Source organism: uncultured Aureimonas sp., assembly GCF_913775355.1.
Taxonomy (GTDB): domain Bacteria; phylum Pseudomonadota; class Alphaproteobacteria; order Rhizobiales; family Rhizobiaceae; genus Aureimonas.
This window is the reverse complement of the sequence record NZ_CAJYIU010000028.1, coordinates 1-26,254: the sequence shown is the minus strand read 5'-3', so window position 1 is coordinate 26,254 and position 26,254 is coordinate 1. Positions and strand designations below refer to the sequence as shown.

Sequence of the window (26,254 nt, the reverse complement as noted above, 5' to 3'; positions counted from 1 at the left end):
CGGCGACGCCCGGCAGCGAGGCGGCGAGATCATAGACCGCTTCCGCCCGCTCGAAGGCGATGCCGAACTTGTCGGACTTCTTGCCCGTCGAGATCTTGGCGTGGGTGCGCGCGTCCACATCCGGGTTGATGCGGAAGGAGACATGGGCGGTGCGCCCCAGCGCCACGGCGCGCTCGGAAATGGCGCGAAGCTCGGGTTCGGATTCGATGTTGAAGCAGAAGATGCCGGCGTCGAGCCCCGCGTCGATCTCGGCCGCCGTCTTGCCGACACCCGAGAACATGATCTTCTCCGCCGGAATGCCGGCTTTGAGCGCCCGCGCGAGTTCGCCGCCCGAGACGACGTCGGCCCCGGCGCCGAGCGCGGCGAGGGTCTTCAGCACGCCCTGGTTGGAGTTCGCCTTCATCGCGTAGCAGACGGTCGCGTCGATATCGGCGAAGGCGTCGGCGAAGACGCGGTAGTGCCGCGTCAGCGTCGCGGTGGAATAGCAGTAGAACGGCGTGCCGATGTCGGCCGCGATCGCCCTGAGGTCGACGCCCTCGGCATGGAGGATGCCGTCCCGGTATTCGAAATGGTTCATGGCGTCGCCTTGGGCGGTCTAGTTCAGAAGGCCGTCGAGGACGAAGCGCTTCTTTTCGGCATCGGGATTGGTGGTGACTTCGGTCGGCAGCACCGAACGGTCTCCGGCGAGCGGGGCGACCTTGGGCAGGCGCGCGGTGCCCGCCGCGTCCGGCACCACGGCGCGCGACACCTGTCCGTCGGCACGCGTCGCCACCGGAAAGGTCTTGCGCCCGCAACCGGCAAGCGCCATGGCGGCGCAAAGGCCGAGACAGATCGCGTAAGCTGGCTTCGTCATGCTGTCCGGAACCCCGTCGCCCATGCTCCGGGCGCGCGGCCCGGCTTCCCCGTGCTTAGCGCGTCGGCGCGCCAATCTCTAGCCTTCGGCGGCGAGCCGCTCGCGCCAGGCCTTGGCTTGGGCGCGCACGCCGTCGGGCGCCGTGCCGCCGAAGCTCGTCCGGCTGGCGACCGACGCATCGACCGAGAGGACCGAATAAATCTCTTCGCCGATCCGCGCCTCGATCGACCGGAGGTCGGCAAGCGGCAGATCCTCCAGCGCGACGCGCCGCTCCTCGGCGAGCGCCACGACGCGGCCCGTCACGTGATGGGCCTCGCGGAACGGCAGCCCGAGTTCGCGCACCAGCCAGTCGGCGAGATCCGTCGCGGTGGAGAAGCCGGCGCCCGCTGCCGCGCGCATCTTGGCCGCGTTCACCTGGAGATCGCTCACCATGCCGGTCATCGCGGCGAGTGCGAGGGCGAGGCTATCGACGGCGTCGAAGACCTGCTCCTTGTCCTCCTGCATGTCCTTGGAATAGCTGAGCGGCAGCCCCTTCATGATGGTCAGGAGCGCTACCAGCGAGCCGACGATCCGGCCCGTCTTGGCGCGCACGAGTTCGGCCGCGTCCGGGTTCTTCTTCTGCGGCATGATGGACGAGCCGGTCGAGAAGGCGTCCGACAGGCGCACGAAGTCGAACTGCGGCGTCGACCAGATCACGATCTCTTCCGCCAGGCGCGACAGGTGCGTCGCGCAGATCGCCGACGCCGACAGGAATTCCAGCGCGTAGTCGCGGTCGGAAACGGAATCGAGCGAATTGCGCGTCGGCTCGCGGAAGCCGAGCGCCTCCGCCGTGCGGTGGCGGTCGATCGGAAAGCCGGTGCCGGCGAGCGCCGCCGCGCCGAGCGGCGATTCGTCCATGCGCCGCATCGCGTCCTGCACCCGGCCGCGGTCGCGCCCCGCCATCTCGACATAGGCGAGGCAATGGTGGCCGAAGGTGACGGGCTGGGCAGCCTGGAGATGGGTGAAGCCCGGCATCACGGTCGCCGCGTGCTCTTCGGCGCGCGCGATAAGCGCCTTCTGCAGGCCGCGCAGCGCCCGGTCGAGATCGCCCGCCGCGCCCTTCACGAACAGGCGGAAATCGACCGCCACCTGATCGTTGCGCGAGCGCGCGGTGTGGAGGCGGCCGGCGGCCGGGCCGATCAGTTCGGCGAGCCGTGCCTCCACGTTCATGTGGATGTCCTCGCGCGCCTTCGAGAAGGTGAAGCGCCCCTCGTCGATCTCGGCGCGGATCATCTCCAGACCGCGCCTGATTTCCGCCGCGTCTTCGGCCGAGATGATGCCTTGATTCCCGAGCATTTCGGCATGGGCGATCGACCCGGCGATGTCTTCCCGGTAAAGGCGCTTGTCGAAGTCGATCGAGGCGTTGATCGCTTCCATGATCGCGCTGGGACCGGAGGCGAAGCGTCCGCCCCACATCTCGTTGCTCGTCGTCTTGTCCACGAAAAGGCCTTTCCTGCCGATGTCCGACCCGAAGCAGACCCCGTCCCCCGCCCCCCGGCCTTGGGGCACGAAGCGGATCTTGAGCATTGCGCTCGCCGGCGGACTGCTCGCCGGGGCCCTCGGCGTATACGTGATGGAAACGCGCTCTGGCAACGAAGCGGTGGCGTCCTGCCCGGCCGCGGCGGCCCTTTCGGCGGCGCTCGACGGGGCGGCGCGCGGCGAGGTCGCGGCGATGCGTCCGCTGGAGACCCCGTTCGACGTCTCCGCGCTGCGTTTCAAGGACGGTGAAGGCCGCGACACGAGCCTTGCCGCCCTCAAAGGCCAGTCGCTCCTCGTCAACATCTGGGCGACGTGGTGCGCGCCGTGCCGGGCCGAGATGCCGGCGCTCGACCAGCTGGAGCGCGAGGCGGGCGACGAGAGCTTCGCGGTCGTGCCGATCAACGTCGACATGGGCGACGACGCCAAGCCGCGCGGCTTCTACGCCGAAACGGGCCTCAAGACCCTGCCCTACTACCGCGACGAGACGATGGGCGTCTTCAACGACCTGAAGCGTCAGGGCGTAGCGCTCGGCCTGCCGGTGACGCTGCTGGTCGACGCGGGCGGCTGCGCGCGCGCGGCGATGAACGGCCCGGCGGAATGGGCGAGCCCCGACGGCCTGCGCCTCATCGACGCCTTGAAGGGCGGCGGCGCCTGAGGATCAGGCCTTCTTCAGGAACTCCGTCCGCAGCACGAGGTCCTTCACCTTTTCGGCCCGGCACTCGACGAGATCCGGGTCGCCGGTCAGGCGGATGTTTTTCACCAGCGTGCCGCGCTTCAGCGTCACGCTGGTGCCCTTGACCTTGAGGTCCTTGATGAGGGTCACGCTGTCGCCGTCGGACAGGGGCGTACCGTTCGAGTCGCGCGTGGTGTCGCTCAAGGCTCTGGCCTCTTCAGCGCGTCGGGACCGGCGTCTCGCCGCGATAGTCGTAGAAGCCGCGCTTGACCTTGCGGCCGAGCCATCCGGCCTCGACGTATTTCACCAGGAGCGGGCACGGCCGGTACTTCGAATCGGCGAGGCCGTCGTGCAGCACCTGCATGATCGACAGGCAGGTATCGAGGCCGATGAAGTCGGCGAGCTGGAACGGGCCCATCGGATGGTTGGCGCCGAGCCGCATCGAGGCATCGATCGATTCCACCGAACCGACACCCTCGTGCAGCGTGTAGATCGCCTCGTTGATCATCGGGATCAGCACGCGGTTGACGATGAAGCCCGGAAAATCCTCCGAGATCGTCATGGTCTTGTCGAGGCTGGCGACGAAGCCCTTGGAGGACTCGAACACCGCGTCGTCGGTGGCGATGCCGCGCACCAGTTCGACGAGCTTCATGACCGGCACCGGGTTCATGAAATGGATGCCGAGAAAGCGCTCGGCACGGTCGGTGCCGGACGCCAGACGCGTGATCGAGATCGACGACGTGTTGGAGGCGAGGATCGCCTCGGGGCGCAGCACCGGGCAGACCTGCGCGAAGATGCGCCGCTTGATCTCCTCCTTCTCGGTCGCCGCCTCGATCACGAGGTCGCACGGGGCGAGATCGTTGACCCCGTCGGCAGGCTTCAGGCGCTTCAGCGCAGCATCGCGCACGCCCGCCTCGAGCTTGCCGCCGGCGACGAGCCGGTCGAGACCGGCCGCGATCTTCTCGATCCCCTTGGTCGCGAGATCGAGGCTGACGTCGTAGAGCACGACGTCGTAGCCCGCCTGCGCGCTGACCTGCGCGATCCCCGCGCCCATCTGCCCGGCGCCGATGACGCCCACCGTCCGAATGTTCGTCATCGCGGCCTCCGTGTTCGTCCCCGTCAGACCTTGGCGGTCAGTTCGGGGATGATCTGGAAGATGTCGCCGACGAGGCCGTAGTCGGCAACCTGGAAGATCGGGGCGTCCTCGTCCTTGTTGATGGCGACGATGACCTTGGAATCCTTCATGCCGGCGAGATGCTGGATCGCACCGGAGATGCCGCAGGCGACGTAGAGGTCCGGGGCCACGACCTTGCCGGTCTGACCGACCTGCCAGTCGTTGGGCGCGTAGCCGGCGTCCACCGCCGCGCGCGACGCACCGACGGCCGCGCCGAGCTTGTCGGCGAGCGGCAGCATGACCTCCTCGAACTTCTCCTTCGAGCCCAGCGCCCGGCCGCCGGACACGATGACCTTGGCGCCCGACAATTCGGGACGCTCGGAATGGACGACGGCCTCGGAGACGAACTTCGACACGGCCGGGTCGCTCGCGGCCCCGATGCCCTCGACCGAGGCCGAGCCGCCCTCGGCAGCCGCCGCAAACGCCGCGGTGCGCACGGTCAGCACCTTGATCTTGTCGGAGGAGCGCACCGTCTCGACGGCGTTGCCGGCGTAGACCGGGCGCTCGAACGTGTCGGCGCCATGCACGGCGATGACGTCCGACACCTGCATCACGTCGAGAAGGGCCGCCGCGCGGGGCAGGGCGTTCTTCAGCGAAGCGGTCGCCGGCGCGACGACCGCGTCATAGCTCGGGGCAAGCTCGACGACGAGGGCGGCCAGCGGCTCCGCAAGGTGATGGCCAAGCCCGGCGGCGTCGGCATGGAGAACCTTGGCGACGCCCTGGAGCTTGGCAGCGGCCTCGGCGACAGCGGCCGAGCCCTCGCCGGCCACGAGAACATGGACGTCGCCGCCGAGCTGCGATGCTGCCGTCAGGGCCTTGGCGGTCTCGCCCGAAAGCGTCTTGTTGTCGTGCTCGGCGATCAGAAGCGTGGTCATGGTACGGATCTCGCGAAAAAGAGGAAACGGGGCGCTGGTCGCGGGCGGCTCAGACCAGCCCGGCACCCTTGAGGGCCGAGACTAGCTCGTCCACCGAGCCGACCTTGACGCCCGCCTGCCGGCCCTTCGGCTCGGCGACCTTCACGACCTCGAGACGGGGGCTGAGATCGACGCCGAACTCGGCCGCGTCCCGCTCCTCCAGCGGCTTCTTCTTCGCCTTCATGATGTTGGGGAGCGACGCGTAGCGCGGCTCGTTGAGGCGAAGGTCGGTGGTGACGATCGCCGGCAGGATGAGGCCCACCGTCTGGAGACCGCCGTCCACCTCGCGCGTGACGTTCAAGGCGCCGTCCGCCACTTCGACCTTGGAGGCGAAGGTCCCTTGCGCCCAGCCGAGGAGGCCGGCCAGCATCTGGCCGGTCTGGTTGCAGTCGTCGTCGATCGCCTGCTTGCCGAGGATGACGAGGTCCGGCTTCTCGGTCTCGACGACACCCTTGAGGAGCTTGGCGACGGTGAGCGGCTCGAGGCGCCCGTCCGCCTTCACAAGGATGCCGCGATCGGCGCCCATCGCGAGCGCGGTGCGGATCGTCTCCTGGGCTTGAGCGGGGCCGGCCGACACGACCACGATCTCGGTGGCCGCCCCCTTCTCCTTCAGCCGGAGCGCCTCTTCGACCGCGATCTCGTCGAACGGGTTCATCGACATCTTCACGTTGGCGAGCTCGACGCCCGTCCCGTCCGCCTTCACGCGGACCTTCACGTTGTAGTCGACGACACGCTTCACGCAGACGAGGATCTTCATGCGGGGCTTCCCTGTCTTGGCCCGTTTCGAGTCGCGCTTCGGGCCGGTCTCTCAAGCTCCGACTGTCTTAAGGAGACGGCGAAGCGTGTTCAAGCGAGCGGATGGCCTCGCGGCCCGATCCGTCGATCGCGAACCTAACTTCCATTGACGTAAAGGTCAAAAATCTTAGCGGTTCGCGCCCGGCACCCAGAGGACGTCGCCGCGGCCGCCGTCGTTGGCATGTCGCGCGGCGACGAAGAGGTAGTCCGACAGGCGATTGACGTATTTCAGCGCGGCGTCCGAGACGCGCTCGCCCTCGCGGCGCGAGAGTTCGACCATGTGCCGCTCGGCCCGGCGTGCGACGGTGCGCGCGACATGCAGGCGGCTCGATGTCGGCGTGCCGGCGGGAAGGACGAAGGAGTTCAGCGGCTGAAGATCGGCGTTCAGGCGGTCGATCTCGCGCTCCAGCCAGTCGACCTGGGCGGGGACGATCGCAAGGCGCTCGAAGGGAAGCGGCTCGTCGGTCTCAGGGGTCGCGAGGTCGGCGCCGAGATCGAAGAGGTCGTTCTGGATGCGCGACAGGCTGGCGTCGAGGTCGGGCGAGGCGTCGAGGCGGGCGACGCCAATCAGCGAGTTCGCCTCGTCCACAGTGCCGTAGGCCTCGATCCGTAGATCGCTTTTCAGGCGGCGCTCGCCGCTGCCGAGCGCCGTGGTGCCCTTGTCGCCGGTGCGCGTGTAGATCTTCGTGAGCCGAACCATGCCGATGTCCCCGTCGCCGTGTCGCGCCCCATCTAGGACGCTCCCGGCGCGGGTGAACGGCTCAGCGTGCGAAGTAGAGGGCGCCCACGATCACGGCGACCGCGATCGCCTGCAGCATGACGCGCGCACGCATCAGCTTCTGCGAGGTGTTGCCCGGACCGCCGCGCATCATGTTGGCAAGGCCCATCACGAGGACCACGGCGACCGCGATCATGAAGATCACGGCGAGGATGGTGAAGATCGTCGACATCTGGCTTCTTTCCGGCTGCTGGCCGCTGGGCGGGATATAGGCGTTCACGCGTGCGTGCGCGAGCACCGCGACGTCATGCCTCGCGGCCGCGCTTCCCCATGGTCAGCGCGCCGGTGGCCGCCGCGACGCCGCCCGCCGCCAGCGCCATGCCCAGGAGCTGGACCCCCGTCAGCGCCTCGCCGAAGAGCACGAAAGTCTGGAGCGCCGTGACGGCCGGCACGAGATACATCAAGGAGGCGACGCGCGAGACAGCTCCCTCGCGGATGAGGTAGAGGAGCAGGAAGATCGCGCCGATCGACAGTGCCAGCGTCAGCCAGACGAGCGCGAGCACCATCTCAGTGGCCCAGTCGACCCGCATGGTCTCGAAGGCGTAGGCGGCCATGAAGGTCGGCAGCAGCGCACCGACATACTGCACCGCCGTGCCGAGGCGCAGGTCGAGGCTGCCGACGAACCGCTTCTGCCACACGGTGCCGAGCGAGATGCCGGCGACGGCGCCGAGCGCGGGCATCAGCTGCCCGATCGTGAAGCCGCCGGCGTTCCCAAGCTTGGGCGCGACCACCAGCCCGACGCCGAGGAGCCCGACCGCGAGCCCCATCCAGTGGCGCGCGGTGACCCGCTCGCCGACGAGCGAGGCGGCCAGAAGCGCGGTCAGGAGCGGCTGCAGCCCCGCCACCAGCGCCGTCACGCCGGCCGGAAGTCCGTGGCGCACGGCAAAGAACACGCCGCCGAGATAGAGTCCGTGGATCAGGCTGCCGGCAAAGGCGGCATGGGCGAGCTGCGGTGCCGTCACGCCCCTGGCCCCACGCAGCGCGAACGCGGCCATCGGCACGAGGATCACGAGCGCCAGCGCGTATCGCATCGACAGGAACGTGAACGGCTCGGCATGGGGCATCGCGTAGCGCGCGCCGACGAAGCCGGTGGACCACAAGAACACGAAGATGGCCGGGAAGAAGGGAAGAAGCCGGCGCAAGGCCCGAAGATCCTTTCATGCAGCGCCGCACGATCTCGCGATCGCTCCGGCGACACGTCCGCGATACCAGCCGGACGGCGTGCGTCAAGCCCGGCGGGCCGTCGATTGCGCCTCGCCTCCTCCCCCGGCGCGCGGTAACGGAGGGCACGATCCGCCGCAGCCGAGATGCCATGACGCTCGTCCTCTCCGTCGTCGCCCCGATCTTCATCCTGATCGCGCTCGGCACCCTGTCGGCGAAGTCCGGCTACCTTCCCAGCTCCACCGGCGACGCGCTCTCCGGCTTCGTGTTCAAGGTGGCCGTGCCCGCCCTGATGTTCCGAACGGTCGCCACGGCCGACTTCGGCGGGGCGAACCCGCTTCTCCTCTGGATCGCCTACTTCGCGGGTGTCGCGCCGGTCTATGCCGCCGGCATGTGGATAGGGCGACGCCTTGCCGGCACCGACCAGCGCGGCGCGGTGATCGCCGGCGTCTCGGCGAGCTTCTCCAACCTCATCTTCGTCGGCGTGCCGATGACCGAGCGCGCGTTCGGTCGCGAGGGACTCGACGTCCTCGCGCTGCTGCTCGCGATCCACCTGCCGACCATGATGCTGGTCTCGACGCTGCTCCTGGAACGGGCTGCGCTCGGCGACGCGCGCGATGGAGGCGAGGCGGCCTCGTTCTCGCCGCGCCGGGTGGTCGGGCAGGTCGCGCGCAACCTGTCGCGCAACGCGCTGGTGGTGGGGCTCGCTCTCGGCGCGCTCTGGCGCTGGACCGGGCTGCCGCTCAACGGCCCGCACGGCGAGGTGGTGCGGCTGGTGGCGGGGACCGCAGGGCCGACGGCGCTCTTCGCGCTCGGCATGTCGATGGTGCGGTTTTCCGTCGGCTCCGATCGCTCCGTGCCGCTGGTCCTCACAGCGCTCTCGCTCCTCGTACAGCCGCTGATCGTCTATGCCATCGGCGTCGCCCTCCTGCCGCCGCTCTGGCTGGCCGTCGCGGTCGCGGGCGCCGCCTGTCCCGTCGGCGTCAACGCCTATCTCTTCGCGACCTTCTTCCGCACCGGCGAGCGGCTCGCCGCCAGCGTCATCGTCCTGTCGACGCTCCTGTCGGCGCTGACGCTGACGGGATGGCTGGCGCTGATGCCGTGAGCCCCGCCATGCGCCGGATGTCGACGGGCGAAAGACCCGCCTCGCGCAGGGCCCGAAGCGCGACGTCGCCCCGGCTCTTCGACAGCTTGCGCCCGTCCGGCCCGAGGACGAGATCGTGATGGCGATAGACCGGCGCGGGCAGGCCGAGAAGCGCCTGAAGCACCCGGTGCACGGCGGTCGAGGCCAGAAGGTCGCGCCCGCGCACGACATGGGTGACGCCCTGGATGGCGTCATCCACCACCACCGACAGGTGGTAGCTGGTCGGCGTCTCGCGGCGCGCCAGCACCACGTCGCCCCAGAGCGCCGGCTCGGCCGCGACCTCGACGGCCTCACCGCTACCGGTTTCGACGAAGGCGAGCGGCCGCCCGAGCCGCCGCAGCGCGGCCGTCATGTCGAGGCGCCAGGCGAAGGGCTCGCCGGACGCGATCCGCCCCTCGCGCTCCGCCCTGCCGAGATGCCGGTCGAGCGCGGGATAGAGCGGGGCGCCGTCGGGGTCGAGCGGCCAGGGCTGCCCTTCGCGCGCCTCGAAGGCAGCGGCATGGCGGCGGATCTCGCCGCGCGTCATGAAGGCGGGATAGGCGAGTCTATCGGCGACGAGCGCGTCCAGCGCCCCGCGGTAGTCGTCGAAGTGCTCGCTCTGCCGCCGCACCGGCGTCTCGAAGGGAACGCCGAGCCAGGCGACGTCCTCCAGAAGCATCGCTTCCAGCTCCGGCGTGCAGCGGACGGGGTCGATGTCCTCGAGGCGCAGAAGCAGGCGCCCGCCGCTCGCGGCCGCGAGATCGGCGTTCATGAGCGCCGACGCGGCGTGTCCGAGATGCAGGAGCCCGTTCGGGCTCGGCGCGAATCGAAAGACGGGCGGAGCGGCGACCATGCCCTCCTATCTCATGCAGGCCGGGCGGCGAAAAGGAGCGGGCGATGATCCGCACGCAAGGCGATGTGGCGCGCGATCTCGCCGCTCTTCTCGTGCTCGACGATCGCCTTCGCCCGATCGCTGCCGTCGCCGGTCTCGTCCCCCTCCGCCCCGGCTCGCCCGGCCTCGACGGCCTCGTCGCGACCGTCGTCGCCCAGCAGATCTCGCGCGCCAGCGCGACGGCGATCCTCGGCCGTCTCGCGCGGCTGGTCGACCTGTCGGATGCGGGTGCCCTCGCCCGCGCATCCGACGCGACGCTGCGCGAGGCCGGGCTGTCGACGCCCAAGATGCGCACGCTGCGGGCGGTCGCGGCGGCGATCCTCGGCGGCCGTCTCGATCTCGGCCGGATCGCTCTCCTGCCCGCGGACGAGGCGGTCGCAGAGCTCGTCGCGCTGCCGGGCATCGGGCGCTGGACGGCGGAGTGCCATCTTCTCTTCGGGATCGGCCATCCCGACATCTTCCCGGCGGGCGACCTTGCGCTGCGCGTTGCGGTGGGCCGGGGCCTTGGGCTCGGGGAGCGCCCGCCCGAGCGCGCGGTGGCACAGGCGGCCGCCGCCTGGTCGCCCCACCGCTCGGTCGCCGCACGGCTGTTCTGGGCCTACTACGCCGCGCTCCTCCGGCGCGACGGCGCGCCGGTCGCCCCGCCGGTCGGCGAGACGTGACGCCGCAGGGCGCCGACCTGTCTGTGCATGGCGTTTTGCAAGCGGCGCCAAAGGCTTCACAAAGGCGACACGATAGGCCACGATAAAGGGGACGCATATGAAACGTGCATGAGCATACGGTTTCGCAAAACCGGCTCCCGTTCCTGCGAAACCGCTGCCTTGCGTGAAGGAGAAGCTCCTTGACGATCGCAGTGCCGTCTTCCTTGTCTCCGGCGCTTGTCCTCAACGCCGACTATCGCCCGCTGAGCTACTACCCGCTGTCGCTCTGGTCGTGGCAGGACGCGATCAAGGCCGTGTTCCTCGACCGCGTGACCATCCTCGCCGAATACGACCGGGCCGTTCACAGCCCGACCTTCTCGATGCGGCTGCCCTCGGTCGTGTGCCTGAAGTCCTACGTGAAGCCGGCCCGGCACCCGGCCTTCACGCGCTTCAACGTGTTCCTGCGCGACCGCTTCCAGTGCCAGTATTGCGGCTCGCCGCACGAGCTGACCTTCGACCACGTGATCCCGCGCTCGCGCGGCGGCCTCACCACATGGGAAAACGTCGTCGCCGCCTGTTCGCCCTGCAACCTGAAGAAGGGCGGCCTGATGCCGCGCGATGCGGGGATGCACCCGCACCAGACGCCCTACCAGCCGACGGTGCATGACCTGCACAACAACGGCCGGCAGTTCCCGCCGAACTTCCTGCACGAAAGCTGGCTCGACTATCTCTACTGGGACACCGAGCTGGAAGCCGAATAGAAGCCCGCGCGACCTGCAAGTCGGCGGGCTTTTCTCGTTCAGGCGAAGCGGTCGCCCCGCGCCAGCGCGCTGCGCAGCGCCAGCGCCGCCAGCGCCGCCGCGATCAGCGCGTTCCAGCCGGCGAGCGACACGCCGAGGATGCGCAGCGCCGCCTCCGAGCAGGACGGCGGGCGCACCGCGTCGATCGAGGACAGGAGATCGACGGACAGGTCGACCGCGCCCGCCGCCGCGCAGTCCACAGGCCCCGCCCAGAAGCCCCATTCGACGCCGGCATGGTAGACGCCGAGCGCGGCCGCCCAGAGCATCAGGAGCCCGACCGCGAAGAGGAGGCCGCGCGTCACGATGGCCGGCGCGCGAAGCTTTGCCGCCACAAGGGCCGCCAGCGCCACGGGAATGCCGATGTAGTAGGGTGTGCGCTGTTCGAGGCAAAGCGCGCAGGGCATGTAGCCGCCGACATGCTGGAACAGGAGCGCGCCTCCGACCGTCGCCGCCATGCCACCCGCGAGCAGCGCTGCCGAAAGGGTCTGCCGGAAGCCCGTGCGACCCTGGAATGTGACCTGCCCCGCCATGTCCTTGAAAACTCCGCTCCGATGCCGCCGCGACACGCCGCCCGCCCGCCGGGGCGCTATGGACGCATTCGCGCTTTTCTGGCAAGAGGATCGCGGCGCGGCCAAGGCGGCGCCCGCTGCGGGCGTGGCGGAATTGGTAGACGCAGCGGACTCAAAATCCGCCGTCCTCACGGATATGTCGGTTCGAGTCCGACCGCCCGCACCATCCCCTTCCCACCGCGAGAACCTGCCGCGTCAGGCCGGCACCGAGCCTTTGAGGGTCACGGCCGGACGGCGCCACTGCGAGGGGCCGGTGCGGTGGATCGAGGTGCCCTCGGCATCGACCGCCACGGTGACCGGCATGTCCTCTACCACGAACTCGTGGATCGCCTCCATGCCGAGATCGGCGAAGGCGAGGACACCGGCCTCCTTCACGGCCTTCGAGACGAGATAGGCTGCGCCGCCGACGGCGATCAGATAGGCCGCGCCGTGGCGACGGATGCTCTCGATCGCGGCAGGGCCCCGCTCGGCCTTGCCGATCATCACAAGAAGGCCTGTCGCGTCGAGGACGAGGTCGGTGAAGCCATCCATGCGAGTGGCCGTGGTCGGCCCCGCCGGTCCGACGACCTCCTCGCGCACCGGGTCGACCGGCCCGACATAGTAGATCGCGCGGTCCTTCAGATCGACCGGCAGCGGCTCGCCGCGCCGGATCATGTCGGCCATGCGCTTGTGGGCGGCGTCGCGCCCGGTGAGCATCCGCCCCGACAGGAGCAGCGTCTCGCCGGCCCGCCAGGTCGCCACCTCCTCGCGCGTCAGGCGGTCGAGATCGATGCGCCGCGCGCCCGCGCTCTGTTCGCCCATGTCGAGTTCCGGCCACAGCGAGAGGTCCGGCGGCACCAGCCGGGCCGGCCCCGAGCCGTCGAGCGTGAAGGTGAGATGGCGGTCGGCGGCGCATTGCGGGATGAGGCCGACGGGCTTGGAGGCCGCATGGCAGGGGTGCGAGCGGATCTTCACGTCGACGACGGTCGTCAAGCCTCCAAGACCCTGCGCCCCGATGCCGAGTGCATTGACGCGCTCGTGGATCTCGAGCCGCATCTCCTCGATCGGCGAGGACGGGCCGCGGCGGAGGAGCTCGTCCATGTCGATCGGCTCGAGGAGCGCTTCCTTCGCCATCATCATCGACTTCTCGGCCGTGCCGCCGACGCCGATCCCGAGCAGTCCCGGCGGGCACCAGCCGGCGCCGAGCGTCTCGACCGTCTCGACCACCCAGTCCGAGACCGAGGCCGCGGGCGCGAGGTTGGCGAACTTCGCCTTGTTCTCAGAGCCGCCACCCTTGGCGGCGACCGTGATCGTCAGCGCGTCGCCGGCCACGACGTCGAAATGGACGACGGCCGGCGTGTTGTCGCCGGTGTTCGTTCGGCCGAACAGCGGATCGCGGACGATCGAGGCGCGAAGCGGATTGTCGGGGTCGGTATAGGCGCGGGCGACGCCCTCGTTGATGAGATCGGCGAGCGGGCGCGTCGTCTCGATCCGCGCGCCGATGCCGAGCTTGACGAAGACATTGACCGTGCCCGTATCCTGGCAGATCGGGCGCCGGCCGAAGGCCGCCATGCGCGAGTTGATCAGGATCTGGCGGATCGCATCGCGCGCCGCCGGGCTCTCCTCGCGCTCGTAGGCGTCGGCGAGGCTCCTGACGAAGCTCGGCGGGTGGAACACCGCAATGTACTGCAGCGCGTCGGCGACGGAGGAGACGAGATCCGCCTCGCGGATGGGGGTGCCTTGCGAACTCATCATCGTCCTCCCCGGCCCGCCCGCGCGGCGGCCGCCACAATCGCCTGCGCGCGCAGGATCACCGGCGCATCCACCATTTCGCCGTCGAGCGACACGGCGCCCCCGCCCTGCCCGGCATCGAGAACCCGGCCCGCCCAGGCGACGGCCTCGGCGCTCGGCGCGAACCCGCGCGCGGCCGGCGGAACCTGGGCGGGATGAATCAGGAGCTTGGCGGAAAAGCCGAGTTCGGCGGCATAGGCCGAATCGGCCTCGATCAGGGCCTCGTCGCGCGTCGCCGCCGTCACCCCGTCGATCGGGGCTGGGCGAGACTTGAGGCGGCTCGCCAGCACGAACTCTTGGCGGGCCGAGGCCAGCGCCTCGCGCGTCGGCCGGCAGCCGAGATCGGCGGCATAGTCGAAGGTTCCGAAGGCGAGGCGCGCGGCAGCGCCCGCAATCTCCCGGATCTCGCCGAGCCCGAGCGCGCTTTCGACCAGCGCCACCACGGGCCGGCCCGACGCCTCGGCGACCCGCTCGACATCGGCCGCGCGCTCCGCCTTCGCCAGCATGACGCCCGCCACCTCGATCCTTGCGGCCAGAGCGAGGTCCGCCGCGTGCGCGGGATCGGCGACCGCGTTGATGCGCAGGAGAACGGCGCACGGCGCGTTCGCGATTTCGGACGCGGCAGCCTCGATCGCCGCGCGGGCGCGCGCCTTGGCGTCCGGCGCGACGGCATCCTCGAGATCGAGGATCACCGCGTCGGCGCCGGCGGAAAAGGCCTTCGCGAAGCGCTCCGGGCGGTCGCCCGGCACGAAGAGGAACAGCGCGGCATCGCTGATCGTGGACGGCATGGGGTCTTCCCTGTCTCGTCGGAACCACGGACCCGAGGGTTGTCGGATCTGTGGCCGCCCGACGGGAAATAGGCTTTCGCGCTGGCGGTCATAGGGGGCCCCTATGCGGTCTCGGCGCCCATATCGACGGGTTATGGAGCGTCTCGCGCATCGCTATTGGCGAGGCGCGCTCGTGCCGTCCTTAACTGGCAGCGTCCGAGAAGCGAGGGTCAGGACCGATGAACACCGATCTCGAGGGTCTAGTCGTCGTCTCCGTCGAGCAGGCGGTGGCCGCTCCCTACGTGTCGAGCCGGCTTGCGGACGCGGGCGCGCGCGTCATCAAGATCGAGCGGCCGGAGGGCGACTTCGCCCGCGGCTACGACCATCTGGTGAAGGGCGAAAGCGCCTATTTCGTCTGGCTCAACCGGGGCAAGGAATCGGTCTGCCTCGACCTGAAGTCGGAGGCCGACAAGGCGGTGCTCGCGCGCATGATCGATGCGGCCGACGTCTTCGTCCAGAACCTTGCGCCCGGCGCGATCGACAAGCTCGGCTTTGCGCCGGGCGAACTCCGCCGCCGGAACCCGCGCCTCATCACCTGCTCGATCTCGGGCTATGGCGACGAGGGACCCTATCGCGACCTCAAGGCCTACGATCTCCTGGTGCAGGCGGAGAGCGGCCTGTCGAACATCACCGGCAACGAGCACGGCATGGCGCGCGTCGGCGTGTCGGTCTGCGACATCGCCGCCGGCATGACGGCCTTCCAGGCGGTGCTGCAGGCGCTGATCGGCCGGGCGAAGACCGGCGAGGGCCGGCACATCGACGTCTCGCTCTTCCACGCGCTCGCCGACTGGATGAACGTGCCGTACCTGCAATATGTCTATGGCGGCAAGGAGCCGGCGCGCTCGGGGCTCAACCACCCGACCATCGCGCCCTACGGCGCCTATGCCTGCCGCGACGGGTCCTCCGTCCTGTTCTCGATCCAGAACGAGCGGGAATGGGCCAATCTCTGCCGCGACGTCCTGCTGGCGCCGGATCTTGCGGGCGATCCGCTCTTTTCCGACAACTCCCGGCGCGTCGCCAACCGCGACAAGCTCGATGCGATCGTCACCGGCGCCTTCGCGATGGCGGACAGGCCGGAAATGATCGAGCGGCTGGAGAAGGCGCGCATCGCCTATGGCCGCGTCAGCTCGATGCAGGACCTCGCCGACCACCCGCAGAACCGCTTCGTGACGGTGGAGACGCCGGCCGGCCCGGTCGCCTATCTCGCGCCCGGCGCCCGCTTCGACGGGCAGGACCCGGCGTTCCGAGCCGTTCCGGCGCTCGGGCAGCAGACCGAGGCGCTGCGGGCCGAATTCGCCCCCGCCGGCCGTGTGGAGGACGCGGCCTGAGCGGGCTCGCCGCGGCACGGCGTTCCGCCATATGCTGTGTCAGGATTTGGGAGGATCGCACGACATGACGGGACGGCTGGACGGGAAATCGGCGCTGGTGACGGGCGCGGCGTCGGGGTTCGGCGCGGCGATCGCCAAAGCCTTCGCACGCGAGGGCGCCCGCGTCGTGATCATGGACCTCGACGAGGACGGCGGACAGCGCATCGCGGGCGAGATCGGCGCGGCGGCGGCGAGCCTTAAGGGCGACGTGACGCGGCGCGAGGACTTCGAGCGCGCTGTGGCCGAGGCGACGCGGCACGGCGGACGGCTCGATATCCTCGTCAACAATGCCGGCTGGACCCACCGCAACAAGCCGCTGGAAGAGGTCAGCGAGGAGGAGTTCGACCGCGTCTACGCCATAAACGTCAAGTCGATCTACCACTCGGTGCAGGCGAGCCTGCCGGTCTTCTCGGCTCAGGGGTCGGGCGTCATCCTTAATATCGGATCGACCGCGGGCCTGCGCCCGCGCCCCGGCCTCACCTGGTACAACGGCTCGAAGGGCGCGGTGAACATGCTGAGCCGCTCGCTGGCGGTGGAACTCGCCCCGCGCGGCATTCGGGTCAACGCCATCGCTCCGGTGATGGGCGCGACGGCGCTGCTCGAAAGCTTCATGGGCATGCCCGACACGCCGGAAAACCGCGCGAAGTTCATCGCGACGATCCCGCTCGGCCGCCTGTCGGAGCCCGACGACGTCGCGGGCGCCTGCCTCTATCTCGCCTCCGACGAGGCCCGCTTCGTGACCGGCGTCATCCTCGAGGTCGACGGCGGACGGACGATCTGACCGGTCAGCGCTGCGGCGTGAACCAGCCGAGGCCGGCGCGCGTGTCGCCCCTCGGCCGGTACTCGCAGCCGACCCAGCCGTCGTAGCCCGCCGCATCGAGCCGCTCGAACAGCCAAGGGTAGTTCACCTCGCCTTCGTCCGGCTCGTGACGGTCGGGAACGGAGGCGATCTGGATGTGGCCGACGGTTTCGCTGTGCGCCTCGAACAGGCGCCAGAGGTCCCCGTCCATGATCTGGGCGTGGTAGAAGTCCATCTGGACCTTGAGATTGGCCGCGCCGATCTCGGCGACGAGGGCGTGCGCCTCGCGCTGGTGGTTGAGGAGATAGCCCGGCATGTCGCGCGTGTTGATCGGCTCGATCACGAGCGTCAGGCCGTCGTCGGCGAGGCGCCGCGCGGCGGCTGCGATGTTGCGGCGGTAGAGGTCGAGCGAGCGCCCGCGCTCCGTGCCCGCAGGCTGGAGCCCGGCCATGGCATGGATCCGCTCGCAGCCCAGCGCCCGTGCATAGCGCACCGCCGTCTCGACGCCCTCCGTGAATTCCGCCTCGCGGCCGGGCAGGCAGGCGATGCCGCGCTCGCCGGCCGCCCAGTCGCCGGGCGGCATGTTGAAGAGGGCCTGCGTCAAGGCGTTCGCGCGCAGCCGCTCGGCGATCGCCTGCGCCTCCCACTCGTAGGGAAACAGGAACTCGACGCCGGCAAAGCCCGCGCGCGCGGCCTCGGCGAACCGGTCGAGGAACGGCACCTCGTTGAACATCATGGTGAGGTTGGCGGCAAAGCTCGGCATGGGTGGTGTCCTCCGATCGCTACCAGACGGCGCCGAAATTCTCGCGCAGCGGCTGGATCTCGTCCTCGCCGAGAAGGCGAACCGGCCGTCCGTGGAGGAGAAGCGCGAGGCGCGCCGTCTCTTCCAGTTCCTCCATCGCGGCCTTGGCGGCGGAAAGGGTCGGGCCGGACACGACCGGACCGTGGTTGGCGAGAAGCACGCTGGAGCGCGTGTACGCCACCCGCGCCACCGCCTCGCCCATCGCCGGGTCGCCCGGCCGGAAATAGGGCAGGAGCGGCAGCCGTCCGACGCGCATCACGAAGTAGGGGGTGATCGGCGGAATGCAGCTCTCCGCGTCCAGCCCGTCGAGGCAGGACAGGGCGACGGCGTGCGGCGCGTGGAGATGGACCACGGCGCCCGTGCCCGGCCGGTTCTCGTAAAAGGCGCGATGGAGCACGGCCTCCTTGGTCGGCTTGTCGCCGGCCAGATGGCGGCCGTCCCAGTCGAGCTTGGAAATGCGTTCGGGCACGAGGTCACTGAGCGCAACGTTGGTCGGCGTCATCAGCCAGCCGTCGTCGAGGCGCGCGCTGAGATTGCCGGACGTTCCGGGCGCAAGACCGAGCGCGCGGAACTCCGCCCCGATCCGCGCCATCTCCTCGCGCAACGCGGACTCCGTGGACGACATCGTCATGCGAGAACCTCGAAGGCGCGGGTCATGATGTCGGGTCCGCCGAAATTGCCGGACTTCAGCGCCAGCGCAAGCGGCTCGGACGTGCCGACGCTCTGCGTCCAGGGCACGCCGGGATCGATCGTCGGGCCGATGCGCAGGTTCGCCACGCCGAGCGCGCTCACCACCGCGCCGGACGTCTCGCCGCCCGCGACGAGGATCCGACGCACGCCGCCCTCCTCGACCAGCCGACGGGCGACGGTCGCGAGCGCGTGCTCCACGCGCGCGCCCGACTCCGCCACGCCGAAACGCTCCTGCACCGCGCGCAGGCGCTCCGGCGGCATGCTGGCGTGGATCAGCGCCGGCCCGTCGCCGCCTCGGTCGGCGGCGAACGCCACCAGCGCGTCGATATGGCTTTGGGCGTCCGCAAACAGCGCGTCGACGTCGACCGCCATCGCCGGCATGTGCGCTTTCGCATGCTCGACCTGGCCAAGCGTCGCGCGCGAGCAGCTGCCGGCGACGACCAGCGCCCGGCCGCCGACGGGGTCGAGCCGGGCGGCGTCGCCGCGCGGCGAGAAGCCCGGAAAGGTCGCAGGCATCGTCAGGCCGAGGCCGGAGCCGCCGGTGACGAGCGGAAGATCGCTCGAGCCCTCGGCGATCGAGACGAGATCCTCGTGGTCCAGCGTGTCGCAGATGGCGATGCCGACGCCCTCGCGGCGCAGCTCCTCGATCCGCGCACGCACGCCCGCCGCGCCCTTGGCCAGCGCATGATGGCTGACGAGGCCGACTTTGCGCCGCGTCTGCGGGGCGAGGACGCGCGGCAGGTAGGCGTCGTGCATCGGAGTGAGCGGATGGTCCTGCATGCCGCTCTCATTGAGGAGCACGTCGCCCGCGAAGAGGTAGCCGTTGTAGACGGTGCGGCGGTTGGCCGGCAGCGAGGGCACGGCAAGCGTGAAGTCCTGCCCGAGCGCATCGAGGAGGGCGTCGGTCACCGGTCCGATATTGCCGTCCGGCGTCGAATCGAAGGTCGAGCAGTATTTGAAGAAGAAGCGCCCGGCGCCCTCGCCGCGCAGCCAGTCCAGCGCCTCCAGCGACTGGCGGACGGCTTGCGCCGGCGCGACCGTGCGCGACTTCAGCGAGACCACAACCGCGTCGCATGGCGTGTCGAGCGGCCCGTCCGGCACGCCGATCGTCTGCACGACCCGCATGCCGGCCGAGACGAGCTGGCTGGCGAGATCGGTCGCGCCGGTGAAGTCGTCGGCGATGCAGCCGAGAAGCGGCGCCGACATTCAGGCCGGGTCCTTGCCGCCGCGCGAGGGCAGCGCGACGCCGGGGAAGATCTTCACCACGGCCGCGTCGTCCTCGCGCCCTAGGCCCATGGCGGAGGCCTGCGTGAACATCTGCAGCGCCTGTGCCGTCAAGGGCAGCGGGAACTTGCGGGCGTGGGCGCTGCCGTGGACGAGCCCGAGGTCCTTGACGAAGATGTCGACCGCCGAGCGTGGAACGTAGTCGTCGTCGAGGATGTGGGGCACCCGGTTCTCGAACATCCAGGAATTGCCAGCGCTCGCCGTGATCACCTCGAAGAGCGCCTTCGGGTCGCAGCCGCCCGAGATGCCGTAGGCCATGGCTTCGGCGGCGGCCGCGATGTGGACGCCCGCCAGAAGCTGGTTCACGAACTTGACCTGCGAGCCCGCGCCGATCTCGGTCCCGAGATCGAACACCTTGGCCGCCACGGCGTCGAAGGCGGGCCGGGCCTTCGCGAAGGCCGCCGGGTCGCCGGACGCCATCACCGTGATCTCGCCCGTCGCGGCCTTGGCGGCGCCGCCCGAGATCGGTCCGTCGATGAAGAGGAGCCCGGCCTCGAGGATCGGCCGGGCCAGCGCGCGCACGGCGTCGGGCGCGCAGGTCGCGCACTGGACGACGACCGAACCTGGCGCCATGGCGGCCGCAGCGCCGGCCTCTCCGAGAAGTGCGGCCTCCGCCTGCGCGGCGTTGACGACGACGCAGAAGAGGACGTCCGCCTGCGCGCCGACCTCGGCCGGGGACGCCGCGACGTGGCCGCCCTTGTCCGCGAAGGCCTTGCCAGCCGTCGGATTGGGATCGAAGCCCCATGTCTCGATGCCGGCGCGCACCAGCGACGCGGCGATGCCGAGCCCCATGGAGCCGAGCCCGACGACGCCGGCGCGGATCGATTGCGTGGTCATCCCTTGAGGCCTCCCTCCCCTCGAGAAACGATGCGTCGACCACGCGAATCGGCCGACGCCCTGCCCCGCCAGCTTAGGCCGAACGATGGGATCTGGCGAGTGGTCCGGTTTCCGGACCTCTCACGCTTGCGTCAGGCGAACTCGGCCTCGGCCGACATCGCGAGCGGCCCGCCGGGGCGCGAGGTCCAGAGCGACACACCGGCTTCCGTATGCCGGGCATGAAGGCGCAGCCCGTCGCCGTCGAAGATCGTCGACAGGCTGCGGAAACGGAAGCGCCGGGGCGTGCGGCCGGCGATCTCGGCGGCGAGAAGACAGAGAAGCGTCGCCTGCATCGGACCGTGGACCACGAGACCCGGATAGTTCTCGACCTCGACGGCATAGCGCCGGTCGTAGTGGATGCGGTGCCCGTTGAAGGTGAGCGCCGAGTAGCGGAAGAGAAGCGTCGGCGTGATCTCGACGTCGCGGATCGTCTCGCCCTCCGGCGCCGGTTCAGCGGCCGGCGGCGCAGGCGCATCGTCGCCGCGATAGACGAGGGTCTGCGTCTCGGCGATGCGCGTGTCGTCGCCGACCCGGATCTCATGCTCGACGTCGACGAAGCAGAGCGGGCCGGTGCGGCCGACCTTCGGGATGACGCCGGCGATGCGCGAGACGCGCGTCACGCGATCGGCGACGCAGAGCGGCGCATGAAACCGCAGGTCCCCACCCGCCCACATGCGGCGCGGCAGCGGCACCGCCGGCAGGAAGGTACCGAGCCGTGGATGACCGTCGCGGCCAAGCGCGTCGGATGGCAAAGCCGGCTGCGCGAGGCAGAGATGGATCATCGCCGGCGCGGGTTCTCCTTCTCCGGGAGGCGCGCCGGGCAGCGAGAGCGTCGCGTGGAACTTGGCGGCGAGATCGGGCGTCAGCCAGTCCTCGCGCCGCTCCTCCCGTCCGATCCAGTCCCGCACGTGACCGAGATCGTCGGGCATCAGAACGACCTCGGCAGGCCGAGCATGTGCTCGGCGACATAGGACAGGATGAGGTTGGTCGAGATCGGGGCGACCTGATAGAGACGCGTCTCGCGGAACTTGCGCTCGACATCGTATTCCGCCGCGAAGCCGAAGCCGCCGTGGAACTGGATGCAGGCATTAGCCGCCTCCCAGCTCGCTTTGGCCGCGAGGTACTTCGCCATGTTGGCCTCGGCCCCGCAGGACCGGCCGGCGTCGTAGAGCCGGCAGGCCTCGAAGCGCATGAGGTCGGCCGCCTTCAGCTCGATGAAGCTTTCGGCGATCGGGAACTGGACACCCTGGTTCTGCCCGATCGGGCGGCCGAAGACGACGCGCTCCCTGGCATAGGCCGTGACCTTGTCGACGAACCAGTAGCCGTCGCCGATGCACTCGGCGGCGATCAGTGCGCGCTCGGCGTTGAGCCCGGTCAGGATGTAGCGGAAGCCCTGGCCTTCCTCGCCGATGAGGTTCTCGGCGGGAATCTCGAGATCGTCGAAGAAGAGCTCGTTGGTCTCGTGGTTGACCATGTTGCGGATCGGCTGGACGGCGAGCCCGCGTCCGATCGCTTCGCGAAGATCGACGAGGAAGATCGACAGGCCCTCCGACTTCTTCGCGACCTGATCCATCGGCGTGGTGCGCGCGAGGAGGATCATCAGGTCGGAATGCTGCACGCGGCTGATCCAGACCTTCTGGCCGTTGATCACCCAGCGATCGCCCCGGCGGACGGCGGTCGTCTTGATCTTCGTCGTGTCGGTGCCGGCGGTCGGCTCGGTGACGCCCATCGACTGGAGCCGCAACTCGCCGCTCGCGATCTTCGGCAGATAGGTGCGGCGCTGCTCGTCGGACCCGTGCCGCACCAGCGTCGTCATATTGTACATCTGGCCGTGGCAGGCGCCGGAATTGCCGCCCGAGCGGTTGATCTCCTCCATGATCACGGAGGCCTCCGTCAGCCCGAGCCCGGAGCCGCCGTACGCTTCGGGAATCAGCGCCGCCAGCCAGCCGGCCTTCGTCAGCGCCTCGACGAAGGCCTCCGGATAGGCGCGCGCCTCGTCCACCTTGCGGTGGTATTCGGGCGGGAACTCGGCGCAGAGCGCGCGAACGGCCTCGCGGATGTCGCCGAACGCATCGGGGGTCGACAGGGTGTCCATGAGCGCTCCGTCGCTGGAAATCCCACCTTATGTCGGGCGGCGCGCGTCCTTTGGCAAAGAGGGATCGGGCCTGGCGGCCATAGACCGAAGCGATGGCCGCGCGATCAGCTGTGGCGCGCCTAGTCCAGCCGCTGGCCGCGCGGTTCGACGTCCACCATGCGGATCGCCAAGGCCGCGAGGATGAGAAACCCGGAGAGGAGCCCAAGCGCGCCCGTAAAATTTGCCGCCATCAGCGGCGCGACGATGGAGGGCGCAAGCAGTCCGCCGAACCGCGCCATCGCGCCGGCCGTGCCCATGCCGGTCGCCCGCAGCGGCGTCGGATAGATCTCCGGCGTGAAGGCGTAGATCGCGCCCCAGGTGCCGAGCAGCGCAAAGGACAGAAGCAGCGTCGAACCGACGACGAGCGCCGGGGCCGTACCGAAGCTGAACAGCATCGAGCCGGCGGCGCTGAGGAGGAGGAAGCCGATCAGCGTCGGCCGCCGGCCCCAGCGCTCCACGCCGTAGGCGGCGAGCGCATAACCGGGAAGCTGGACCAGCGCGATCAGAACCAGGAATTCCGGCCCCCGCAGAAAGCCGAAGCCCTCGCCCGCCAGCCGCACCGGCAGGTAGACGAAGACCCCGTAGTAGGAGATCGAGACCAGCGCCCAAGCCGCCAGCACGAAGACGGTGCGCCGGCGCAGCGCCGCCGAGAACAGGTCGGAGATCGGGGCCTTCGCGCGCGGTTCGGGATGGAGCGCCCCGATGGTCGCTTGCGAGCCGTTGATGTCGGCGACCCGCTGGAGCACCCGGCGGGCCTCCTCGCCGCGGCCCGATTTTGCGAGATAGACCGGCGTCTCCGGCACGAAGAAGCGCAGGCCGAGGCCGATCAGGGCGGGCAGGCCGGTGAACAGGAAGATCGTGCGCCAGGCCTCGCCGCCGAGGCTTCCGGCATAAAGCGAGACGAGGGCGAGAAGGATTGTGCCGACGGCCCAGAAGGATTCCAGAAGCACCAGCCACCGGCCGCGCCGGTCGGACGGCAGGAACTCGGCCAGCATCGTATAGTCCACCGGCAGCGTGCCGCCGACGCCGACCCCGGTCAGGAAGCGCAGGACGAGGAGCCACGTGAAGTCCGGCGCGAAGGCGGACGCGATGCCGAACACGGCGTCGATCAGGACCGAGGCGATCAGCACCGGGCGGCGGCCGAAACGGTCCGCCAGCCGCCCGAAGACGAAGGCGCCGACCAGCATGCCGACGAAGAACAGCGTCCCGGTCTGGAGCGCCTGCGGCACGCCGAGGCCGAAGCTTGCGGCGATCGACGGCGCCGTGAAGCCGATCGCCAGAACCTGCATGGCGTCGGCGGCCCAGACGAGGCCGAAGACGCCGAACAGTCGATACTGGAAGCGCCCGAGGCCGGCTGCGCGCAGGCCCTCGTCGACGGTGATGGTGCCTGCCATGCGCTTCAGTCCCCTTCGACACGACGATGCGCGGGGGTCGGCTTCTCGTCGGCGACCGTCCCCGGCCCGCAGGTCACGGGCCGGCCGAGGTTTTCGCCTGTGCGCATCGTGACGGGCAACGGCCGCCGGCCCCGATCGCGCCGGCCGCGAGACGTTATGCACAGGCCGGCGCGATATGTCGGGCCAGTCGCGCCAGCCTGTAGCGTCAGCAGCGCGCGAGCTGGGCCGCATAGCGACGGGCCATGTCCTCGGCGCGCTTGGCGCCGCGCAACGCTTCCGGCCGGCTGCGCCAGACGCCCCGCTCGTAGCCCGCATGACCCGAATGGTAGGCGAGGTAGAGGCGGTAGGCGTCGCCCTTGTCGATGCCGAGCCGGCGCGCGCTGTCGGCGTGGTACCAGCCGATGAAGCGCACGGCGTCGGCAAAGTCGTTGCGGCGGTCGGCGTGGCGGCCCGTGCGGCGCTGGTAGTCGTCCCAAGTGCCGTCCAGCACCTGCGCGTAGCCGTAGGCGGTCGAGATGCGCTTGCCGGGAATGAAGCCGAGAATCCAGTGCCGCGGCGGCCGGGCCCGCGCTTCGAAGTTCGATTCCGCCTGGATCGTCGCCATCAGCACGTGGACCGGCACGCCGAACTCGGCGGACGCGCGGCGGGCATCGGCCCGCCAATCCGACAGGAGCCCGTCGCGCTGGCTGAAGATGGCGCAGGCGTTGCCGGTGCTTTTCGGCGCCGAGGCGCAGCCGGCGAGCGCTAGGACGGCCAGAAGGCTCGGGATCGCTATGAAACGCATGGGCGCCCCCCTTTCGAGGGGGACGCTAGGAGGCTCGACTTAATGGAGCGTTATCCCTGACCGATCCTGAACCGGTCGTCCACAATGGGAACCGTCGTCGCCGTCAGCGCAGTGGCGGCTGGCCGTTCGAAGCCGACAGGCCGCCGTCCACCGGCAGGTTCACGCCGGTGATGTAGAGGGCATCCTCGCTGGCAAGGAACGCGATGGCACCGGAAATGTCGTCCGGCTGCGCGCCGCGCCCCATCGGGATCCGCGCCTCGAACTCGGCGATGAGATCGGGCTGGTCCTGCATGCCGGCGGTGAGGCCGGTGTAGGTCAGCGACGGGTTGACCGCATTGACGCGCACGCCGTTCTTCGCCTCGTCCAGCGCGAGCGCGCGGGTGAAGTTCGTCACCGCGCCCTTGGCCGCGCAGTAGAAGCTGTGGTTCCAGTCGCCGCCGAGACCCGAGACGGACGAGACGTTGACGATCGACCCGCGCGAGGCGCGCAGGGCGGCGATCGCCGCGCGGCTCATCTGGACGACGCCGTAGAGATCGCTCTCGATGACCTTGGTGAAGGCCGATAAATCACCCTCGTCGAGCTTGCCGAGATGGTCGATGCCCGCATTGTTGACGAGGATGTCGATACGGCCGAAGGCCTTGACGGCGTGGGCCACCAGCGCCTCGCAATCCGCCATGCTTGAAACGTCGCCCGCCAGCGTCTCGACGCGCGCGCCCGACAGGCTGGCGGCGATCCTCGACAGGCCTTCCGCGTCGCGGTCGTTGAGGACGAGCCGTGCCCCTTCCGCGGCGAAGCGCCGGGCCGCCCCTTCCCCGATGCCCGATGCGGCGCCCGTGACGATGACCATCTTGTCCTGAAATCGTGCCATGTGATGCGTTGCTTCTCGTGTGCCGGAAACAGCCCGTTGCCGTTCCTCCGAAGCCTGTGGAAGCCGGCGCGGTGGCCGGCGGTTGCATCCGCGGCCAAAGCCCGCACGAGACGCAAGGCTGCCTTGCACCCGTGAGATAGCGAGGGGCTGCATGGCTGGGCTGCGGACTTTGCGCTGCTTTTCTCCGACCCCCGCGACTATGTTCCGGGTGTCGAAAGAAACGAGAGACGCGGCCACCATCGACGAGAGGCCGCACAGAAAGGGAACACCCCATGCGCTTCGCCAATGCCCTCCGCTCCTTCCGCAAGGCTCGCGAAACCGCCAACGAGTTGAATAGGCTGTCCAACCGCGAGCTCGCCGATCTCGGCATCTCGCGCTCCGACATCCCGGCGCTGGCCCGTCAGGCCAGCCGCTAACGAGATCCAAGGTTTCGCGTCGGTCACTCTCCTCCCAACGGCCGAAGCGGATCGAAGCCCGCGTTCCTCCCACGCTGGCTTTACCCATGACGCCCTGCCGGTCCTCCCCCGGCAGGGCGTTCTGCGTTTTGCGATCCATACGTCTGGGGAGCGGGCGGCCCGCCGGGGCCGCCCACGTCGGGCTTTACTTCGCCGCCTTGGCGGCCTCCTCGATGACCTTGGCGACCGCTTCGGCCTTCGAGATGTAGAGGGCGTGGCTGCCGTCGATCTCGGTCACCTTCGCGCCCGAGCGCTTGTACATCATGCGCTGCAGGTCGGGGCTGAGCGCCTTGTCCTCCTTGGCGACGATGCC

At 69.8% G+C, this 26,254-nt stretch carries 29 protein-coding genes, 1 tRNA gene and 1 pseudogene; 8 read left to right on the top strand and 23 right to left on the bottom strand.

What is annotated here, in order from left to right; translation table 11 throughout:
* From QZ753_RS02150 to argH, 3 genes and pseudogenes are all read right to left on the bottom strand, one after another.
* Positions 1 to 577, bottom strand: a pseudogene (locus tag QZ753_RS02150) (diaminopimelate decarboxylase); the annotation flags it as partial.
* Positions 578 to 595: 18 nt separating this feature from the next.
* Positions 596 to 853, bottom strand: coding sequence for a hypothetical protein (locus tag QZ753_RS02145; RefSeq protein WP_294640785.1), 258 nt, complete (start codon positions 851 to 853; stop codon positions 596 to 598).
* Positions 854 to 931: 78 nt separating this feature from the next.
* Positions 932 to 2,308, bottom strand: coding sequence for an argininosuccinate lyase (gene argH, locus QZ753_RS02140; RefSeq protein WP_294640792.1), 1,377 nt, complete (start codon positions 2,306 to 2,308; stop codon positions 932 to 934).
* Positions 2,309 to 2,411: 103 nt separating this feature from the next.
* Here argH and QZ753_RS02135 point away from each other — a divergent pair, with 103 nt between their 5' ends.
* Positions 2,412 to 3,026 carry a TlpA disulfide reductase family protein gene (locus tag QZ753_RS02135; RefSeq protein ID WP_367171481.1) on the top strand — a complete coding sequence of 205 codons (615 nt, stop codon included), beginning with the start codon at positions 2,412 to 2,414 and terminating at the stop codon, positions 3,024 to 3,026.
* Positions 3,027 to 3,029: 3 nt separating this feature from the next.
* Here QZ753_RS02135 and QZ753_RS02130 read toward each other — a convergent pair whose 3' ends face one another.
* The 7 genes from QZ753_RS02130 to QZ753_RS02100 form a co-directional block, all read right to left on the bottom strand.
* Positions 3,030 to 3,248, bottom strand: a complete 219-nt coding sequence (locus tag QZ753_RS02130; RefSeq protein ID WP_279481855.1) for an alkylphosphonate utilization protein — start codon at positions 3,246 to 3,248, stop codon at positions 3,030 to 3,032.
* A 13-nt stretch (positions 3,249 to 3,261) separates the two neighbouring features.
* Positions 3,262 to 4,140: a 3-hydroxybutyryl-CoA dehydrogenase gene (locus QZ753_RS02125; protein WP_294640776.1), complete on the bottom strand. Its 879-nt coding sequence runs from the start codon at positions 4,138 to 4,140 to the stop codon at positions 3,262 to 3,264.
* A 23-nt stretch (positions 4,141 to 4,163) separates the two neighbouring features.
* Positions 4,164 to 5,093, bottom strand: coding sequence for an FAD-binding protein (locus QZ753_RS02120; RefSeq protein ID WP_294640775.1), 930 nt, complete (start codon positions 5,091 to 5,093; stop codon positions 4,164 to 4,166).
* Positions 5,094 to 5,142: 49 nt separating this feature from the next.
* A complete protein-coding gene (locus QZ753_RS02115; RefSeq protein ID WP_294640773.1) occupies positions 5,143 to 5,889 on the bottom strand; it encodes an electron transfer flavoprotein subunit beta/FixA family protein in 747 nt (248 codons plus the stop codon).
* Positions 5,890 to 6,054: 165 nt separating this feature from the next.
* Positions 6,055 to 6,627: a cob(I)yrinic acid a,c-diamide adenosyltransferase gene (locus tag QZ753_RS02110; protein WP_294640771.1), complete on the bottom strand. Its 573-nt coding sequence runs from the start codon at positions 6,625 to 6,627 to the stop codon at positions 6,055 to 6,057.
* A gap of 61 nt (positions 6,628 to 6,688) precedes the next feature.
* Positions 6,689 to 6,877: a twin transmembrane helix small protein gene (locus QZ753_RS02105; protein ID WP_055893403.1), complete on the bottom strand. Its 189-nt coding sequence runs from the start codon at positions 6,875 to 6,877 to the stop codon at positions 6,689 to 6,691.
* Between the two features lie 73 nt (positions 6,878 to 6,950).
* Positions 6,951 to 7,847, bottom strand: coding sequence for a DMT family transporter (locus tag QZ753_RS02100; protein ID WP_294640769.1), 897 nt, complete (start codon positions 7,845 to 7,847; stop codon positions 6,951 to 6,953).
* Positions 7,848 to 8,017: 170 nt separating this feature from the next.
* On the opposite strand from QZ753_RS02100, the gene QZ753_RS02095 reads away from it, so the two are divergent.
* Entirely contained in the window at positions 8,018 to 8,971 is a 954-nt protein-coding gene (locus QZ753_RS02095; protein WP_294640766.1) for an AEC family transporter, read from the top strand.
* On the opposite strand, the gene gluQRS is transcribed toward QZ753_RS02095, so the two are convergent.
* Positions 8,907 to 9,842 carry a tRNA glutamyl-Q(34) synthetase GluQRS gene (gene gluQRS, locus QZ753_RS02090; protein ID WP_294640765.1) on the bottom strand — a complete coding sequence of 312 codons (936 nt, stop codon included), beginning with the start codon at positions 9,840 to 9,842 and terminating at the stop codon, positions 8,907 to 8,909. The genes QZ753_RS02095 and gluQRS overlap by 65 nt on opposite strands.
* 44 nt (positions 9,843 to 9,886) lie before the next feature.
* Between gluQRS and QZ753_RS02085 the strand changes: the two genes are divergently transcribed.
* Both QZ753_RS02085 and QZ753_RS02080 read left to right on the top strand, forming a co-directional pair.
* Entirely contained in the window at positions 9,887 to 10,543 is a 657-nt protein-coding gene (locus tag QZ753_RS02085; RefSeq protein ID WP_294640763.1) for a DNA-3-methyladenine glycosylase 2 family protein, read from the top strand.
* Between the two features lie 179 nt (positions 10,544 to 10,722).
* A complete protein-coding gene (locus tag QZ753_RS02080; RefSeq protein WP_055893092.1) occupies positions 10,723 to 11,283 on the top strand; it encodes an HNH endonuclease in 561 nt (186 codons plus the stop codon).
* Positions 11,284 to 11,321: 38 nt separating this feature from the next.
* Here QZ753_RS02080 and QZ753_RS02075 read toward each other — a convergent pair whose 3' ends face one another.
* Positions 11,322 to 11,852: a disulfide bond formation protein B gene (locus QZ753_RS02075; RefSeq protein WP_294640760.1), complete on the bottom strand. Its 531-nt coding sequence runs from the start codon at positions 11,850 to 11,852 to the stop codon at positions 11,322 to 11,324.
* A gap of 118 nt (positions 11,853 to 11,970) precedes the next feature.
* Here QZ753_RS02075 and QZ753_RS02070 point away from each other — a divergent pair.
* A tRNA-Leu gene (locus tag QZ753_RS02070) sits at positions 11,971 to 12,057 on the top strand.
* Positions 12,058 to 12,086: 29 nt separating this feature from the next.
* Here the strand turns inward: QZ753_RS02070 and QZ753_RS02065 are convergent.
* Positions 12,087 to 13,622, bottom strand: a complete 1,536-nt coding sequence (locus tag QZ753_RS02065) for a fumarate hydratase (RefSeq protein ID WP_294640789.1) — start codon at positions 13,620 to 13,622, stop codon at positions 12,087 to 12,089.
* Positions 13,622 to 14,449 (bottom strand): CoA ester lyase, encoded by an 828-nt coding sequence (locus tag QZ753_RS02060; RefSeq protein WP_294640758.1) that lies wholly within the window; start codon positions 14,447 to 14,449, stop codon positions 13,622 to 13,624. The genes QZ753_RS02065 and QZ753_RS02060 overlap by 1 nt, the downstream gene beginning before the upstream one ends.
* Positions 14,450 to 14,667: 218 nt before the next feature.
* Here QZ753_RS02060 and QZ753_RS02055 point away from each other — a divergent pair, with 218 nt between their 5' ends.
* Together QZ753_RS02055 and QZ753_RS02050 are read left to right on the top strand one after the other, a co-directional pair.
* A complete protein-coding gene (locus tag QZ753_RS02055; protein ID WP_294640756.1) occupies positions 14,668 to 15,816 on the top strand; it encodes a CaiB/BaiF CoA-transferase family protein in 1,149 nt (382 codons plus the stop codon).
* Positions 15,817 to 15,880: 64 nt separating this feature from the next.
* Positions 15,881 to 16,636 carry a glucose 1-dehydrogenase gene (locus tag QZ753_RS02050; protein ID WP_294640754.1) on the top strand — a complete coding sequence of 252 codons (756 nt, stop codon included), beginning with the start codon at positions 15,881 to 15,883 and terminating at the stop codon, positions 16,634 to 16,636.
* 4 nt (positions 16,637 to 16,640) lie between these two features.
* On the opposite strand, the gene otnI is transcribed toward QZ753_RS02050, so the two are convergent.
* The 9 genes from otnI to QZ753_RS02005 all read right to left on the bottom strand — a co-directional run bounded on the left by otnI (position 16,641) and on the right by QZ753_RS02005 (position 25,486).
* Entirely contained in the window at positions 16,641 to 17,417 is a 777-nt protein-coding gene (gene otnI / locus QZ753_RS02045) for a 2-oxo-tetronate isomerase (RefSeq protein WP_294640752.1), read from the bottom strand.
* Between the two features lie 19 nt (positions 17,418 to 17,436).
* Positions 17,437 to 18,087 carry a 3-oxo-tetronate 4-phosphate decarboxylase gene (gene otnC, locus QZ753_RS02040; RefSeq protein WP_294640751.1) on the bottom strand — a complete coding sequence of 217 codons (651 nt, stop codon included), beginning with the start codon at positions 18,085 to 18,087 and terminating at the stop codon, positions 17,437 to 17,439.
* Complete coding sequence (gene otnK / locus QZ753_RS02035; protein ID WP_294640749.1) at positions 18,084 to 19,352, bottom strand: 3-oxo-tetronate kinase; 1,269 nt, start codon at positions 19,350 to 19,352, stop codon at positions 18,084 to 18,086. The genes otnC and otnK overlap by 4 nt, the downstream gene beginning before the upstream one ends.
* Positions 19,353 to 20,339, bottom strand: a complete 987-nt coding sequence (gene ltnD / locus QZ753_RS02030; protein WP_294640787.1) for an L-threonate dehydrogenase — start codon at positions 20,337 to 20,339, stop codon at positions 19,353 to 19,355.
* A 59-nt stretch (positions 20,340 to 20,398) separates the two neighbouring features.
* A complete protein-coding gene (locus QZ753_RS02025; protein WP_294640747.1) occupies positions 20,399 to 21,235 on the bottom strand; it encodes a MaoC family dehydratase N-terminal domain-containing protein in 837 nt (278 codons plus the stop codon).
* The gene (locus QZ753_RS02020) at positions 21,235 to 22,401 is read right to left on the bottom strand and encodes an acyl-CoA dehydrogenase family protein (RefSeq protein WP_294640745.1); all 1,167 of its coding nucleotides are present in this window, start codon (positions 22,399 to 22,401) and stop codon (positions 21,235 to 21,237) included. Before QZ753_RS02020 ends, QZ753_RS02025 begins: the two co-directional genes overlap by 1 nt.
* Before the next feature lie 119 nt (positions 22,402 to 22,520).
* Positions 22,521 to 23,834 (bottom strand): MFS transporter, encoded by a 1,314-nt coding sequence (locus QZ753_RS02015; protein WP_294640743.1) that lies wholly within the window; start codon positions 23,832 to 23,834, stop codon positions 22,521 to 22,523.
* Between the two features lie 205 nt (positions 23,835 to 24,039).
* Positions 24,040 to 24,618, bottom strand: coding sequence for a transglycosylase SLT domain-containing protein (locus tag QZ753_RS02010; protein ID WP_294640740.1), 579 nt, complete (start codon positions 24,616 to 24,618; stop codon positions 24,040 to 24,042).
* A gap of 103 nt (positions 24,619 to 24,721) precedes the next feature.
* A complete protein-coding gene (locus tag QZ753_RS02005) occupies positions 24,722 to 25,486 on the bottom strand; it encodes an SDR family NAD(P)-dependent oxidoreductase (RefSeq protein WP_294640738.1) in 765 nt (254 codons plus the stop codon).
* Positions 25,487 to 25,758: 272 nt separating this feature from the next.
* On the opposite strand from QZ753_RS02005, the gene QZ753_RS02000 reads away from it, so the two are divergent.
* Positions 25,759 to 25,902 carry a DUF1127 domain-containing protein gene (locus QZ753_RS02000; RefSeq protein ID WP_082505686.1) on the top strand — a complete coding sequence of 48 codons (144 nt, stop codon included), beginning with the start codon at positions 25,759 to 25,761 and terminating at the stop codon, positions 25,900 to 25,902.
* Positions 25,903 to 26,254: the final 352 nt, after the last annotated feature.

Excerpts from the sequence above, each read along its gene's own strand:
- QZ753_RS02145 (WP_294640785.1), bottom strand. The coding sequence starts at position 853 with ATGACGAAGCCAGCTTACGCGATCTGTCTCGGCCTTTGCGCCGCCATG.
- argH (WP_294640792.1), bottom strand. The coding sequence starts at position 2,308 with ATGTGGGGCGGACGCTTCGCCTCCGGTCCCAGCGCGATCATGGAAGCG.
- QZ753_RS02125 (WP_294640776.1), bottom strand. The coding sequence starts at position 4,140 with ATGACGAACATTCGGACGGTGGGCGTCATCGGCGCCGGGCAGATGGGC.
- QZ753_RS02120 (WP_294640775.1), bottom strand. The coding sequence starts at position 5,093 with ATGACCACGCTTCTGATCGCCGAGCACGACAACAAGACGCTTTCGGGC.
- QZ753_RS02115 (WP_294640773.1), bottom strand. The coding sequence starts at position 5,889 with ATGAAGATCCTCGTCTGCGTGAAGCGTGTCGTCGACTACAACGTGAAG.
- QZ753_RS02110 (WP_294640771.1), bottom strand. The coding sequence starts at position 6,627 with ATGGTTCGGCTCACGAAGATCTACACGCGCACCGGCGACAAGGGCACC.
- QZ753_RS02105 (WP_055893403.1), bottom strand. The coding sequence starts at position 6,877 with ATGTCGACGATCTTCACCATCCTCGCCGTGATCTTCATGATCGCGGTC.
- QZ753_RS02095 (WP_294640766.1), top strand. The coding sequence starts at position 8,018 with ATGACGCTCGTCCTCTCCGTCGTCGCCCCGATCTTCATCCTGATCGCG.
- gluQRS (WP_294640765.1), bottom strand. The coding sequence starts at position 9,842 with ATGGTCGCCGCTCCGCCCGTCTTTCGATTCGCGCCGAGCCCGAACGGG.
- QZ753_RS02085 (WP_294640763.1), top strand. The coding sequence starts at position 9,887 with ATGATCCGCACGCAAGGCGATGTGGCGCGCGATCTCGCCGCTCTTCTC.
- QZ753_RS02075 (WP_294640760.1), bottom strand. The coding sequence starts at position 11,852 with ATGGCGGGGCAGGTCACATTCCAGGGTCGCACGGGCTTCCGGCAGACC.
- QZ753_RS02065 (WP_294640789.1), bottom strand. The coding sequence starts at position 13,622 with ATGAGTTCGCAAGGCACCCCCATCCGCGAGGCGGATCTCGTCTCCTCC.
- QZ753_RS02060 (WP_294640758.1), bottom strand. The coding sequence starts at position 14,449 with ATGCCGTCCACGATCAGCGATGCCGCGCTGTTCCTCTTCGTGCCGGGC.
- QZ753_RS02055 (WP_294640756.1), top strand. The coding sequence starts at position 14,668 with ATGAACACCGATCTCGAGGGTCTAGTCGTCGTCTCCGTCGAGCAGGCG.
- QZ753_RS02050 (WP_294640754.1), top strand. The coding sequence starts at position 15,881 with ATGACGGGACGGCTGGACGGGAAATCGGCGCTGGTGACGGGCGCGGCG.
- otnI (WP_294640752.1), bottom strand. The coding sequence starts at position 17,417 with ATGCCGAGCTTTGCCGCCAACCTCACCATGATGTTCAACGAGGTGCCG.
- otnC (WP_294640751.1), bottom strand. The coding sequence starts at position 18,087 with ATGACGATGTCGTCCACGGAGTCCGCGTTGCGCGAGGAGATGGCGCGG.
- otnK (WP_294640749.1), bottom strand. The coding sequence starts at position 19,352 with ATGTCGGCGCCGCTTCTCGGCTGCATCGCCGACGACTTCACCGGCGCG.
- QZ753_RS02025 (WP_294640747.1), bottom strand. The coding sequence starts at position 21,235 with ATGCCCGACGATCTCGGTCACGTGCGGGACTGGATCGGACGGGAGGAG.
- QZ753_RS02020 (WP_294640745.1), bottom strand. The coding sequence starts at position 22,401 with ATGGACACCCTGTCGACCCCCGATGCGTTCGGCGACATCCGCGAGGCC.
- QZ753_RS02015 (WP_294640743.1), bottom strand. The coding sequence starts at position 23,834 with ATGGCAGGCACCATCACCGTCGACGAGGGCCTGCGCGCAGCCGGCCTC.
- QZ753_RS02010 (WP_294640740.1), bottom strand. The coding sequence starts at position 24,618 with ATGCGTTTCATAGCGATCCCGAGCCTTCTGGCCGTCCTAGCGCTCGCC.
- QZ753_RS02005 (WP_294640738.1), bottom strand. The coding sequence starts at position 25,486 with ATGGCACGATTTCAGGACAAGATGGTCATCGTCACGGGCGCCGCATCG.
- QZ753_RS02000 (WP_082505686.1), top strand. The coding sequence starts at position 25,759 with ATGCGCTTCGCCAATGCCCTCCGCTCCTTCCGCAAGGCTCGCGAAACC.